At 40.6% G+C, this 14,645-nt stretch carries 8 protein-coding genes and 1 tRNA gene; 1 reads left to right on the forward strand and 8 read right to left on the reverse strand.

The window, feature by feature from the left end; all coding sequences use genetic code 11:
• Positions 1–133: 133 nt before the first annotated feature.
• On the forward strand, positions 134–2,053 hold the full coding sequence (gene nagB / locus FGM01_RS04475) for a glucosamine-6-phosphate deaminase (RefSeq protein ID WP_143409924.1): 1,920 nt from the start codon (positions 134–136) through the stop codon (positions 2,051–2,053).
• A gap of 33 nt (positions 2,054–2,086) precedes the next feature.
• Here the strand turns inward: nagB and FGM01_RS04480 are convergent, their stop codons facing one another.
• From FGM01_RS04480 to dnaE, 8 genes are all read right to left on the reverse strand, one after another.
• Positions 2,087–3,700: a beta-N-acetylhexosaminidase gene (locus FGM01_RS04480; RefSeq protein WP_143409925.1), complete on the reverse strand. Its 1,614-nt coding sequence runs from the start codon at positions 3,698–3,700 to the stop codon at positions 2,087–2,089.
• A 52-nt stretch (positions 3,701–3,752) separates the two neighbouring features.
• On the reverse strand, positions 3,753–4,517 hold the full coding sequence (locus FGM01_RS04485) for a creatininase family protein (protein WP_143409926.1): 765 nt from the start codon (positions 4,515–4,517) through the stop codon (positions 3,753–3,755).
• A gap of 172 nt (positions 4,518–4,689) precedes the next feature.
• Entirely contained in the window at positions 4,690–6,819 is a 2,130-nt protein-coding gene (locus FGM01_RS04490; RefSeq protein WP_143409927.1) for a thioredoxin domain-containing protein, read from the reverse strand.
• Between the two features lie 185 nt (positions 6,820–7,004).
• On the reverse strand, positions 7,005–7,730 hold the full coding sequence (locus FGM01_RS04495; protein WP_143409928.1) for a hypothetical protein: 726 nt from the start codon (positions 7,728–7,730) through the stop codon (positions 7,005–7,007).
• A 530-nt stretch (positions 7,731–8,260) separates the two neighbouring features.
• A tRNA-Asp gene (locus FGM01_RS04500) sits at positions 8,261–8,334 on the reverse strand.
• A gap of 86 nt (positions 8,335–8,420) precedes the next feature.
• Positions 8,421–9,350: a DUF58 domain-containing protein gene (locus tag FGM01_RS04505; RefSeq protein ID WP_143409929.1), complete on the reverse strand. Its 930-nt coding sequence runs from the start codon at positions 9,348–9,350 to the stop codon at positions 8,421–8,423.
• 79 nt (positions 9,351–9,429) lie between these two features.
• Positions 9,430–9,747: a thioredoxin gene (gene trxA, locus FGM01_RS04510; RefSeq protein ID WP_143409930.1), complete on the reverse strand. Its 318-nt coding sequence runs from the start codon at positions 9,745–9,747 to the stop codon at positions 9,430–9,432.
• A gap of 293 nt (positions 9,748–10,040) precedes the next feature.
• Entirely contained in the window at positions 10,041–14,426 is a 4,386-nt protein-coding gene (gene dnaE / locus FGM01_RS04515; protein ID WP_143409931.1) for a DNA polymerase III subunit alpha, read from the reverse strand.
• Between the last annotated feature and the right edge of the window lie 219 nt (positions 14,427–14,645).

Raw genomic sequence — 14,645 nt, forward strand, 5'->3', positions numbered from 1 at the left:
TAAAAAATGATAAAATTTTCCCCTCCTGTTTAAAAAAATAAGCAGGAGATCGCCCTAATAGTAGAGCACATCTATACCGGACCTTTACGGGAATTCCAAACTTCTTTAATCCTTTTTACAAGCAGCACTGCATATGGCAAGATTAAATCTACTCGAGGAAACAAGATTTGAAAAACTCCCCGTTACGGTCTACAAAAATGAATCTGAAGCTTCCAGGGAGGTCGCACTTCAAATTGCGAATATCATCAGAGAGAAGCAATCTGAAAATAAAATGGCTGTTCTTGGGCTGGCCACAGGCGCCACTCCGGTCGAGGTTTACGCCAATTTAGTGAGAATGCACAGGGAAGAAGGATTAAGTTTTCAAAACGTTATCACTTTTAACCTTGATGAATATTATCCTATGCAGCCCGATGCCCGGCAAAGTTATGTTTACTTCATGGATGAGAATTTGTTCAACCACATAGATATAAAAAGAGAGAATATTCATATCCCGGACGGGACTTTAAAGAAAGAAGAAATCCCGGATTTTTGTCTTGATTATGAAAACAAAATAAGCACGGTTGGCGGTCTGGATCTTCAAATCCTGGGAATAGGTAGAACAGGACATATAGGCTTTAATGAACCGGGCTCAGCTCCAAATTCCGGAACCCGCCTGGTAACCCTGGATGATCTTACGAGAAGAGACGCGGCCAGAGATTTTGGCGGCAAGGAGAATGTACCGGTCAAAGCTATTACCATGGGTGTAGGTACCATTTTCAAGGCCAGAAAAATCATTTTAATGGCCTGGAGCAAGAAAAAAGCCCCCATCATTAAAAAAACGGTCGAAGGTGAAATTTCTGGAAAAGTTCCGGCTACTTATCTCCAACTTTCAGAAAATGTAAATTTTGTTCTGGATAAAGATGCAGCTTCAGAACTCACCAGATTTGATACGCCCTGGCTGGTTAAAGACTGTAACTGGACAGAAAAACTTATTAAAAAAGCGGTCATCTGGTTATCCAAAGAGATTTCAAAACCTATACTTAAACTTACCGATGAAGATTATAATAACCACGGCATGGCCCAGCTGGTGGTGGAAAAAGGATCTGCCTACGATATAAACATTAATGTATTCAACAAACTTCAGCATAGCATTACGGGATGGCCCGGCGGAAAACCGAATGCCGATGACTCCCAGAGACCTGAACGGGCGGAGCCGGCCCACAAGCGCGCACTCATTTTTTCGCCACATCCAGATGATGATGTCATCTCGATGGGAGGAACATTTATTCGCCTGGTAGACCAGGGACACGAGGTACATGTAGCCTACCAAACATCAGGCAATACCGCCGTCTGGGACAATGACGTACTCAGGTATGTGGAGTTTGCCATAGATTTTAATAAAAGTATAGGACAGGATACCTCAAAACTAGAGGAAACCTATGCTGAAATGAGAGAGTTCTTTTCTGATAAAAAACCTAATGATATAGATCTGGAAGAAATAAGAAATGTAAAAGCATTTATACGAAAGTCTGAAGCTTATGCGGGAGCACGTTATGCAGGATTAAAAGACAAAAACATACACTTCATGGCACTCCCCTTTTATGAAACGGGAAAAACTGTAAAAAAACCTATTACAGACCAGGATGTACAACTAACAGTAGATCTACTTCAAAAAATCAAACCTCACCAGGTATTTACTGCGGGAGATTTTGATGATCCTCATGGCACACATATAGTCTGTTTCAGGATCATCCTGGAAGCATTAAAACAAGTAAGAAAAACTGAAGACTGGGCTCAGGATTGCTGGCTCTGGATGTACCGGGGAGCATGGAACGAATTTGCAACCCATGAAATAGAAATGGCCGTACCTCTTTCTCCAAATGAGGTGCAGAGAAAGCGAAATGCTATTTTCCAGCATCAGTCTCAAAAAGACAGGCCGGTATTTCCCGGAGATGACGAAAGAGAATTCTGGAAAAGAGCTGAAGAGCGAAATCGTGAGACTGCCATTAACTATCATAACCTGGGACTGGCAAACTATGAAGCTATGGAGGCCTTTGTTCGATGGAAGTTTTAACTCTATTTAATCCTATCTCAATTTAAAAGGCATTTATTCCGGTGGCGTGAAACCATGGAAAACCCCGTTAAATCCAGGAGCAGTTTTATGATCCTTCCATTTCACCTCCGGACTTTGAAAGAAATATATCCCCATATTTGAAAGCCTAGCTCCATGGCCCGCTAAACGATCAGTAAAACTGCGAAAATTCCTTTTTCCCTGGGGTGTCCAGCCAATTTCTGCAACTGCAACTGCTCTTGGCCAGAACCTGTTATCCATGGAAGCGTCATCCAGTACATATTCTGTCCAAACCGGAGCCTCCACCCCAATCACATTAGGATTACTGGCAGAAAAGTCATAAACCTCCTGAAGGTTTATGCCATCTTCTTTACACCAGGTAGCGGTATTGGGCTGCTTAGAAGTATTTCCATGGTCCAGATAGAAATGGCTGCAAATGGATTCTATCACTTTTAATCCCTCTACCACGCTGTCTGTTCGGCCTGTCCATTGCTGGCTAATCATATTTTCACTTACTTCAGCCTTGGTTACTTCTTCCCAGCCAATGGGTATTTTATTATAAGAATTGATAATAGAGTCGGCTTTTACCACAAATTCCTCATAAAGCGGATCCTCGATCTCATCACCTCCCATATGAATATATGGTCCCTGCGTAATTTCTGCCAGTTCACTAATTACCGCTGAAACAAACTCATAAGTTTCAGGTTTGTCAAGGCAAAATCTACTCCATCCAACATCATAACCATCATAAATATTGGGTGGTAACGCCTTCTTAGGTTCTATATTCGAAAATTCAGGACAATTCAATTCAGGGTAGGCCAGCAATGCAGAATAAATATGACCCGGCATATCAATCTCCGGAATTATGATAATATTCCGTTTAGCAGCATAATCCTGCAACTCTTTATATTCCTCCTGGGTAAGAAATCCTGAACGACCACCTTTAACTGAACTTTTAGAAGCTACCTCGGTTAATCTGGGTTTACTTTTTATTTCTATCCGCCATCCCTGATCATCGGTAAGGTGAAGATGAAGACGATTCATTTTATACAAAGCCATCCGGTCTACATGCGCCTTAAGATATTCCAGACCAAAAAAACTTCTGGAGACATCTACCATAGTTCCCCGCCAGCTAAATTCAGGACTGTCTTCAATATATGCTTGCTTCAAATTAATTTTTGAATTGGAAGAAATAGTTTTTTCGACCTCTGCAGGGAAAAATTGCCTTAGCGTCTGTATAGCATAGAACAACCCAACATTTGTCCCTGCCTTCAGGTTTACTCCATTGTCGCGGATATCGAGAACATATCCTTCCTCCCCTAATTTTCCAGTCAAGTTTTCATCAATTTCAATTTGCCAGTTTCCACAATTTTGCTGACTACCCTGCACCATGGTTGGTTTCAAACCGGCACTAACCAAAAGTCTCTCCAGCCACGCCGCAGATTCTTTAGATTTGTCGTCATAACATATAATATTATTTGCGGGAACTGAATAAAAACCTGTTTTCCAGGATACATTCACAGGTAAAGGGATAATTTCAGGAGTTGAAGAAACCTGGCTCTCAACAGCGGTATCCTTTATACCGGTGCAGGATACACATAAAAGAAAAGCAGCTAATAATGATGATATTTTAAACAATTTCAGATCCATATAAGTATATTTTAATAATTCAAATTTCTTCAATTATAGCTTAGAATTAGTCTTACTTTTCATAAAGCTTATTAAGGTCTGCTTCTGAAACCTCAAGGAATAATCCGGCTAATTTATCGCAAACAGCATCGAAATATCGTTCTCCTTTTTCCCTCGTGGCTTTATAAGGATTGCCAATCCCGGTGTCATCGGTAACCAAAGACCATCTTCTTTCTGTCCAGGCCCAGCCTTCTCTAATCCCCTTAATACGGGATTTTTTCTCCTTACCTTCTCCTGCCGTATGCAGCGGTTGCACCAGATCTGACTTTAGGTAAAGCATTAAACTGGTTTCCATTTCGTCTGCATGATCCCCCATTTCCTCAAAGTAGCTATCTTTTTCTACAGTTTGGAAAAAATTGGTGGTTACTAATAGCATGTCCGGATATTTGAGGCCAAGCTCCCTGAGCATAGGTTTAAAGTTATTCCCTCCATGACCATTTAGAACGATCAGTTTAGCGATCCCCTGTCTGTTTAACACCTCCAGAATATCAGATAAAATGGCCATTTGCGTACTGGGGTAAAGATTTATGTCCAGTTTTATATCTGCCTGCCCCGTATTTACACCAAAGGGAATATTGGGCAGCAACACTAATTCAGCGCCGGCCCTCACCGCCCTGTTTCCTGCTTCTCTTGCAATTGCTTCAATCTGAAAATTATCTGTACCATACGGCAGGTGAAAATTATGAGCTTCGGTCGCTCCCCAGGTAAGTACGGCCACTTGGAACTTTTTATCCCTTATCTCTTTAAAGTTACTTTCAGCAAGTATAAATGGATTCATATAGAAACTGTTTCCTGTCTGTTATTTGTTCGTTCAAAAAATCCAGAAAGCCGGGATACAATAAACGACAACCCATACCTCAATTCTTTAAATTTTAAAGCTTTAAGATAGTTTAAATAGGAATATTAGTCTAAAAATTTTTAGAAAGGAAACCTTTTCAGCGACTTAAAATTCAGAAAAACTCAGAAAACATAGCATTTTGGTCCCCTAATAACTGTCTGGCTTCATCCACATTGGAAACGGGATATTTACAGGTCTTGTTCTGGCATACATATATTAAGGTAACTCCTGGTTTTAATTTCCCCTTCAGTAGTGGTAAATGCTCGGTGACACCACCCATGAATAAGCTGGTAGGGTAGTAATTACTTTGCAAAGCGGCATTTTTGCTGGCAGCCTCTTCACCCAGGATAGCAACTTCATATATACCATAAGTCTGCATACCCAGCAACCTGCTCCAGTTTGCATAAAATGAAGGTGATTCCTCTACCTGTTCCAAAACCTGAAGCAGCATTTTTTTACTATGCCGGGAATATTCAGCATTAGCCTTGAATTCTCCTAATATCATAAGATTCATCGCCATGACCGAATTTGAAGACGGAATAACATTATCGTCAATATCAAACTGCCGGGAGAAAAGCTGCTCCTGGTCGTTGGAGGTATAATAAAACATGCGCGTGTCTTTATCTTCGAATTGCGCTATAGTATAAACGACTATTTTCTCTGCCTTGTCCAGCCATTTATCGTTGAAACTAACCTGGTACAGGTTTAGAAATGCAATGGCTGTGTAACTATAATCGTCCAGAAATCCTGAAATTTTTGATTCACCCTTTAAATAACTCCGGAAAATGCGGTTATTCCTGGTCAACATATTGGCCTCTATGAATTCTGCCGCCTCCTCTGCTTTTTCCAGATATGCTTTTTGACCAAGCGCTGTATAAGCGTCAAGGTAGGCCTGTATCATAAGTGCATTCCAGGAGGTAATTATTTTGCGATCTGTTGCTGGTGCGGTTCTTTTATTCCTGGCAGCAATTAATCTATTACGGGCACTACTAAGCAGGTGATTAACTTCTGAAGGTTGCATTTTTACTTTTTCTGCAAATTCTTTTTCTGAATAATTAGTATAGAGAATATTATCTCCTTCTTCCCAGTTCCCGTAAGATTCAATGTTGTAGAATTCTAGAAAAATTTCAGCCTCCTCAGGATTCAATAATTTTACTATTTCGTCTTTTTTCCAAACATAAAATTCTCCCTCTTTCCCATTACTGTCGGCATTCATGGAGGAATAATACCCACCAGATCCATTCGCCAGCTCCCGTTCAACAAACGCAATGGTTTCTCTGATGATACGGGCATACTCAGGATTTTTCGTGATCTTATAAGCATTTGAGTATACACTAATCAATTGGGCATTATCATATAACATCTTCTCAAAATGCGGCACCAGCCATTTAGAATCTGTCGTATACCTGGCAAAACCACCTCCCAGATGATCGTAAATCCCACCTCTGCTCATTTTATCCAGAGTCAAATTAACAGCCTTTAGTACTTCTTCATCTCCGGTCAGGTAATAATGCTGAAGTAAAGCGTTCCAGGAAACCGGAAGCGGGAATTTCTGCCCACCTTTATAACCACCATTATACATATCGAGCCTTTCCTTCCAGGTTTTTATTATTCCGGAATAACTACTCTTAGTATAAAGCTCATCAGGTTTTCTTTTTAAAGTGTCTAAAGAGTTTCCCAGGCGTACGCCTTCAGCAAGAGCCTGAGCAACCTTCACAAATTCACTTTTATCTTCATTATATGTCCGGGCTACCTGCTTTAGCACCTTTTCCCACTGGTCTTTGGGAAAGTAGGTCCCGGCATAGAAAGGTTTACCATCAGGTAATGCAATAATATTAAGAGGCCATCCCGAGCTTCCATTTAAGCGCTGAGCGGCCTCCATATATATCTTATCAATATCCGGCCTTTCTTCCCTGTCTACCTTGATAGAAACGAATTCTTTATTCATCAATTCAGCAACAGAGGAATCCATAAAAGTTTCCTCCTCCATTACATGGCACCAGTGACAGGCAGAGTAGCCCACGCTTATGATAATTGGCTTATTCTCCTTTTGAGCTTTTTCAAGCGGCTCATAACCCCATTCATACCAGTCTACTGGATTATCTTCATGTTCCTTTAAATAGGGACTGGAAGCCTTGGAAAGTCTGTTTCCAGTGGCTTCCTGAGAAGAGTTGCTTTTTTTACAGCCAATTAGCAGCAAGAAAAATGAAATTAATATTAAAGACCTGAAGGCAGAATTCATCTATTTACTTTAAGAAGTTAAATATAAACCTTTGAGCCATCAATGGAAAAACGATTTTTACAGATTAATCAACTTAAAAGTACCGCTGCCAAAATGAATAACTAAACTATTTTCAAACCACGGTTGGTGCAATAAAGAAAGCCTTCGATCTTCGAAGGCTTTTCAGATTTTTTAAATGATACGATTTAAATCTTTAAACGATGCTCCATATCCACATCCTCAACCACATCTTTCCATTCTTCAAGGAACAATCTCCAGGATCCCTGCCCGTGAATTTCCTCAAAGGTCTCTATCATTTTACTATCGGTTTCGAGGTCATTGAATTTATCGTATCCCCATACCAGTCCCACATCTGGCCCGCCTTTCCTGCTTACTTCAGAATTAAAAACCAGCATAGTTCTGTTTCCCATTTTTTCGTGGGCAGCCTTGATTTTTTTCAAGGCATTATTAAATCTGTATCTTTCCCACGGTTTTAAATACACTGACCAGGTCTCATACCTTTTTTGATTTTTGAACTTATCCATTCCATAGGACAATTCTTCATTATAAGACCAAAGATCCACATCGCCATATTCCTCTACATATTTACCAACGTTTTCTTCCCAGTCTGTAGAATGGGATTCATCCTCAGGACGATTATCTAGCGAGGCATAGCTGCCACCCATTACCCAGACATACCAACCGGCTTTATTACCATACTCTACTCTTCTAAGCATAGCCTCGTTATCCTTCCCGCTGGCATGAAATTTATTGTTGTGGGCTGCCACTCCCTCTTCAAACTGTTTGGCCATCCCTGCTTTTGGCTGCAAATAAATAGTTTCATAAAGTTTTGCAGGTTTGTTATCTCCCTGCCCCATTGCTGTAGCGTAGCATACCATGCAGGCTACAACGATCATAATTAAATTTCTCATATCTCTAAATGTTTGGTTATGAGGACAAAAGATAAGAAGATTTTAGAGTTTTAGCTATATTAAACTGAAAATCAGGCGCTTGTGCACTTTAATGATTGGGATGTTAAACAAAATTAGAAGAGGGAAAATCTGGAATTTGTCCATATAATTTCACACTCTAGAGGATGAGTTAATACATATAGAAATACACATCTACTTTCCACTATACATATTAATTTGAAAAGCAATAATATTGGATAGGTAAGAAATAAGGTTCCTTTTTATAGGTAGAGTGGTCCCTTTTTTCACCCCTTTTTTATGGAAAAACGAGTGAATTTGACAATTTGAAAGCAATTAACGCCCAGCCTATAAAAACAAAAAAGCCTTCTTCCATTAAATGGAAAAAAGCTTTTCATTGGTTAACCAAAATCCTCACAACATAGGATTATAACTCGGCTAACTACACATTCCCTTCTCAGGGAACAAACAACACAACTAATCATTAGTGCCAAAAAAAGCTCCCCTTGTAGGAGAGCTTCTTTGCAACTTTGCGGTCTGGACGAGACTCGAACTCGCGACCCCCTGCGTGACAGGCAGGTATTCTAACCAACTGAACTACCAGACCGTTGCGTTATTGCGAGGGCAAATATACGCCCCTTTTTAGATTCACCAAACCTTTTTTAAAAATATTTCAAACTAATTTTTCAGGCCCTATCCAAACTTTTGTTTTTCAAGTAAATAAGCCGTCATAATATTATCAAAATTTTTATTGATGTCTGCTTCCACATATTTTATACGGTACTTCGCACACTGCATTTTAAGATCTGCGATATAATTTGCCACTGCATTTTTATAATTTTCCCGGATATTATCTGAATATAGGTCCACCTCAGCCCCGGTTTCCACATCGGTAAATCTTCTGGGAGTATTCTCGAAGTTAAAATCAAGCTCTCTCTTTTCGTCTACCACATGAAAAAGAATAACTTCATGGCGGTTATATTTTAAATGCCGCAAGGCCTGGAATAATTTCTCCTCCCCGGCATTAGCCTGGAACATATCTGTAAATAAAAATATCAGTGATCTTCGTTTAAGTTTCTCTGCGATCTGATGTAAAAAGGTATAGGTATCGGTATTCTTTCTTTTTGCAGAGCGCTGCAACATATCATCAAGCTTATTCAGAAGCATATGGTGATGGCGTTCACTGGACTTCTCCGGAGCGTAGAATTCAAATTCATCACTATATACACTTAACCCGACTGCGTCCCTCTGTCGCTTTAAGATCTCCATTATACAGGCGCAGGCTAAAACTGAAAATCCAATTTTATTCAAGGAACTCAGACTTTGATTTTTTATAGCCGGATAATGCATGGAAGCCGAATTATCCAATATAAGGTGACACCTTAAATTGGTCTCCTCCTCATATCTGCGGGTATACAGCTTATCGGTTTTGGCAAAGAGCTTCCAGTCAATATGCCGGGTACTATCCCCATTATTATAGATCTTATGCTCGGCAAATTCTGCAGAAAAACCGTGAAAGGGACTCTTATGAATTCCAGATATATAACCCTCCACCACCTGTTTCGCCAGGAGGTCGAGGTTTAAAAATCCACCGGTTTCGTGAAGTTCCTTTTCTATATTCATCGTGTATGAAATTACCGATACTTTATGAATAAAAAAAGCCCCGCGAATTGCGAGGCTTGATTTTATATGAAGTCAGTTATTACAATAACTGGTCAATTGCATCTGCATAAGTTTGCTTTGGAGCAACTCCAACCTGACGTCCTACTACTTCTCCATTCTGGAAAACAAGAACAGTTGGAATATTCCTAACTCCGTATTTAGCAGCGAATTCCTGGTTAGCATCTACATCAAGCTTCCCTACAACGGCTTTCCCTTCATATTCAGAACTTATTTCATCAATGATTGGTCCTACCATTCTACAAGGTCCGCACCATGCAGCCCAAAAATCTACCATTACAGGTTTATCACTTTTAAGTACCTGCTCTTCAAAATTCGCGTCGGTTATTTCAACAGCCATAATATGTTATTTTTTATGTTTCTAATTTGATTCGTAAAAGTAGTCAATAAAATAATTAATCCTTACATCCCCAATATTGCATTTGACTATGAGCTTATTGGTTCGTTTTATCTGGGGGCCTCACCCTACGCTGTCGCTTCGGGCGACCGGGCTTTCGGCGCTACACGGTAGCCTGCCTCAATCCCTGGCCCAGGTTCTCTACTTACCCGTCATCCTGTCCCGATGCTTCGGGAGTTTCAGGAACTTAAGCAAAGGAGTTGATACAGGCCTAGCTTCACGATTTTATAAGTGGGCTAGTTCAGTTTATACATGAACTGCTCCTTCTCCAACTCTTCAATAAGCTCCTGCGATATTTTGATCTTATGCTTCCTGCTGGGCATGCGCAGTTTCACCTGCTCTTCCATTTCATACACCACGAAATTCAGGTGGCAATCACCCTTATGAGACATAAAAGTATCTTTTAGCCACTCTATCTTCTCATTTTTAAGATCATTAATATTCATCTGTATAGTCAGTTTCTTAGCATTTTTATCCAATACATCATGCAGCAGGTTTATTTCGCGAAACTGTATCCTTGGCTCTCCTTTTTTTCCTGTGTCCTTATTGGTCCAGCCTTCTTTTACAAAGACTTTCATATGAATGAAATTGTTAGGCACAAAAAAGTGCTTCATCCTTAAATACTCTTCCCCGAATATTTTGAATTCATAGGATTCGTCATAGTCTTCCACGGTGAAGATCGCCCATCCTTTTCCATTTTTGGAAACACGATGCTGTACATCCACGACCACGCAACCAATGGTAAGATCTCTGTTTACAATTGCATTGAGATCTCTGAAATCTGATAATTTCCCGTTACAGAAATAGCTCATTTCTATTTTGAAATCATCCAGCGGGTGACCTGAAATATATATTCCCACCACCTCTTTTTCACGACGTAGTTTTTCCATGGTTCCCCATTCTTCACAGGGAGGTACTTCAGGCTCGGGAATTTGCACATCACTGGCCTCTCCAAACAGGCTTACCTGAGAAGAGTTCTGACTCTCCTGGAACTTCTGCGCATATTTCACCACTTTTTCAAGGAAGCTCATCCCATTGCCATCATCGTGGAAATACTGTGCTCTGTGGGTTGTACCAAAACCATCAAACCCTCCCGCCAGGGCAAGATTTTCAAATGCCTTTTTATTTGCTGCCCTCAGGTCTATTCTTTTAGCCATATCGAAAATGGAACGATATGGGCCTTCTTTAGTTTTTCTATTTTCTACAATGGTCGCAACCGCTCCGGAACCTACTCCTTTGATCGCTCCCATTCCAAATCTTACCGCATTTTCCTTATTAACCGAGAATTTATAGTAAGATTCATTAACATCAGGTCCAAGTACTTTTAGCTTCATGCGCTTACATTCTTCCATAAAGAAGGTAACCTGCTTGATATCGTTCATATTATTGGAAAGCACCGCCGCCATATATTCTGCAGGGTAATGCGCTTTTAAATAAGCCGTCTGATAAGCGATCCAGGCGTAGCAGGTCGAGTGGGACTTGTTAAATGCATACGAAGCGAAGGCTTCCCAGTCTTTCCATATTTTTTCAAGTACTTCAGACGGATGTCCTTTGGCTTCTCCTCCACCAATGAATTTCGGTTTTAACTGCGCCAGTAAAGCGACCAGTTTTTTACCCATGGCCTTACGAAGCATATCAGCTTCACCTTTACTAAAGCCAGCCAGTTTCTGCGAAAGAAGCATCACCTGCTCCTGGTAAACAGTGATCCCATATGTTTCTTCCAGGTATTCTTTCATTTCAGGAAGGTCATACGATATCTCTTCATCACCATGTTTCCTCGCAATGAAACTTGGTATATATTCCATAGGTCCCGGACGATATAACGCATTCATGGCAATAAGGTCATCAAAAACGGTTGGCTTTAGCGCCTGCATGTGTTTCTGCATCCCCGGAGATTCATACTGAAATATCCCAATGGTTTCACCCCTCTGGAATAATTTATAAGTCTCCTCATCATCCAGCGGGAAATTATCGGGATCCAGGTCTATATCATGTCTACCTTTAACGATCTTGACCGTATCCTTGATCAGGGTTAACGTTTTAAGACCCAGGAAATCCATTTTTAGCAGACCCGCACTTTCTACCACCGAGTTATCGAACTGGGTCACATAAAGGTCTGAATCTTTAGCTACCGAGACCGGTACATAATTGGTAATATCCCCGGGGGTAATGATCACCCCGCAGGCATGTATACCGGTGTTTCGAACTGAACCTTCAAGGATCCGGGCCTGGTTCACCGTTTCAGCTTCCAGGTCATCTCCTTCTGAAATATTAAAAAGTTCGTTTATATTTTCAATTTCGTCCCCGCGAAATTTAGACTTGATCGTCTTATCATCCATTGCGAACAGCTTACCAAGCTTGGTATTGGGGATAAGCTTCGCGATCCTGTCTGAATCCATCAAGGGTAGATCCAGTACCCGTGCTGTATCACGAATAGAAGACTTGGCCGCCATGGTACCATAGGTAATGATCTGCGCTACCTGGTTAGCACCATATTTCTTGATCACATAATCCATCACCCGGCTTCGGCCTTCATCATCAAAGTCGATATCAATATCAGGCATACTCACACGATCGGGATTCAGGAATCTCTCAAAAAGCAGATCGTACTTAATGGGGTCAATATTGGTAATTCCCAGGCAGTAAGCCACGGCAGAACCTGCTGCCGATCCACGTCCCGGACCTACAGAAACGCCCATTTCCCGGGCCGCTCTAATAAAGTCCTCCACGATAAGGAAGTAACCGGGATATCCGGTATTTTCAATTACCGATAACTCAAAATTCAGCCGTTCCTCAATATCCGGAGTAATTTCGGAGTAGCGCTTCCTGGCGCCCACAAAAGTAATATGTTTTAAAAAGGCGTTTTCTCCTCTTTTTCCGCCATCAACAAGATCTTCTTCACTTTGAAATTCTTCAGGGATCTCAAATTTTGGAAGTAATACATCGCGGGCCAGTTCAAATGGTTCAATTTTATCTACTACTTCCTGAATATTACTAATAGCATCTGGCAGGTCTTTGAAGAGTTTCTTCATTTCGTTACCAGACTTGAAATAATATTCTTCATTAGGCATACCATAACGGTAACCACGACCGCGACCTATTGGGGTCGCCTGCTTCTCCCCGTCTTTAACACAAAGCAAAATATCGTGAGCATTGGCATCTTCCTGCTTCCAGTAATAGGTGTTATTGGTCGCAACTAATTTAATATCATGCTTTCGGGAGAATTCAACTAAAACAGGATTCACCCTGTTCTCATCTTCCTGGTTGTGACGCATTAACTCGATATAAAGATCATCGCCAAATTCCTGTTTCCACCATAGCAATGCCTCTTCGGCCTGCTTTTCACCTACATTCAGGATCTTACTGGGCACCTCTCCGTATAAATTTCCGGTAAGTACGATGATGTCTTCTTTGTATTGTTTTATAACCTCCTTGTCTATACGAGGCACATAATAAAACCCATCTGTATAGGCTTTGGAAGACATTTTAGCCAGGTTATGATATCCTTTTTTATTTTTCGCCAAAAGGACTACCTGGTAACCATTATCCTTCCTGCTCTTATCTAAATGATTTTCACAGACAAAAAATTCACACCCCAAAATTGCTTTTAAAGGCTTTTTAGGGTCTTCCCCATTTTCCTCAGCGGTCGCATTATGTTCTTTAACGCTTTTATTGTAATTCCCAACTTCTTTTACAAAGTGGAAAGCTCCCATCATGTTTGCATGATCTGTAAGAGCCACGGCATTCATACCCTCTTCTGCGGCGGCATTTACAAGATCTGGAATACTTATGGTAGACTGTAATACCGAAAACTGCGAGTGGTTATGCAAATGTGCAAATGGAACTTCATCCAGCTTTTCCAGGTTTTCCTGGATCTCTTCACTGGTAATATCATCTGAAGGCTGTTGCTTCTCGAGTTTCTTTCTAATTTTATCTGAAGCTTTCTTAAGATTAATATGCTTCAGGCCTATTAATTCTATCCTTTGTGGGTTTGCTTCAGAAAAATTCTCGAAATAATCTGCAGGAACATCCAGCTCCTCTTTAGTATAGATCCTCTGCCTTATCAATTCCAGGAAACAACGTGTAGTTGCTTCCACATCAGCAGTGGCATTATGAGCCTCGGCAAAAGCTTCATCAAAAAGAAATTTGTGCAATTCAGTTAACGTTGGTAATTTGAATTTACCACCGCGACCACCAGGAATTTTGCAAAGTTCAGCCGTTTTTTCGGTACAGGTATCCAGAACCGGCATTTCCTGAAGGGAATTTTCAAAATTTCTTCTTATAAACTCGGCGCCCATTATATTAAGATCAAAACCAACATTCTGACCTACTACGAATTTAGATTTCTGTAAGGCTGCATTGAACTTTTCCAGTACTTCATCCAGAAGAATCCCCTGCTCCTTTGCAAGGTCTGTAGAGATCCCGTGAATACGTTCTGAATCATAAGGAATATCAAAACCTTCCGGCTTCACCAGATAATCCTGATTTTCTACCAGGTTTCCCATCTCATCATGTACCTGCCAGGCGATTTGTATACATCGGGGCCAGTTATCAGAATCGGTTAGCGGGGCGTCCCAGCGCTTGGGAAGACCGGTAGTTTCGGTATCAAAAATGAGGTACATTCCTTATGTATTTTAAACTTGTAAGAAGAAAAAAGATGGTTCGCAAAATTAAACCATCCGGGCTAAAATAAGGAACTTTATTCCTGAAATAAAACTTTGTTTTCAGGAATTATTAACCATAAAAAAAGCCTCACAAAATTCTGAAAATTCAGATAATTTGTGAGGCCTGATACGAACGCTAAAAACTACTACTACTTCAATCAAACATTGTTCGCATCT

It is taken from the genome of Christiangramia sabulilitoris (assembly GCF_007050985.1).
Classification (GTDB): domain Bacteria; phylum Bacteroidota; class Bacteroidia; order Flavobacteriales; family Flavobacteriaceae; genus Christiangramia; species Christiangramia sabulilitoris.